At 37.3% G+C, this 249-nt stretch carries 1 protein-coding gene; it reads left to right on the forward strand.

The annotated features are described in order from the left end of the window. Positions 1-163, forward strand: a 163-nt coding sequence (locus SB786_RS37130) for a LysE family transporter (RefSeq protein ID WP_410731700.1), incomplete at its 5' end; no start/stop codon positions are given. Between the last annotated feature and the right edge of the window lie 86 nt (positions 164-249).

A 249-nucleotide genomic window follows, 5' to 3' on the forward strand; every position in this document is an offset into this window, starting at 1 on the left:
ACTTGCTGCAGCCTCCCCAGGGCCTGATTTTGTCTTGGTATCACAGCAGACATTAGCAAAAGGTCGACGCACAGGTTTAATCTGTAGTCTCGGTATTACCTTGGGTCTTGCCGTACACATAATCTATTCGGTGCTAGGTAAATATGGTTTTACTAAAAATTAATAACAACACCAACCATTACATTATAAAAAATAAACTCGCGAAAAAGGAATATAACAATGAGTCAACTAATCCGTTTAAAAGATATT

The sequence above is a fragment of the Burkholderia sp. SIMBA_062 genome (genome assembly GCF_046534765.1).
GTDB classification, from domain to species: domain Bacteria; phylum Pseudomonadota; class Gammaproteobacteria; order Burkholderiales; family Burkholderiaceae; genus Burkholderia; species Burkholderia ambifaria.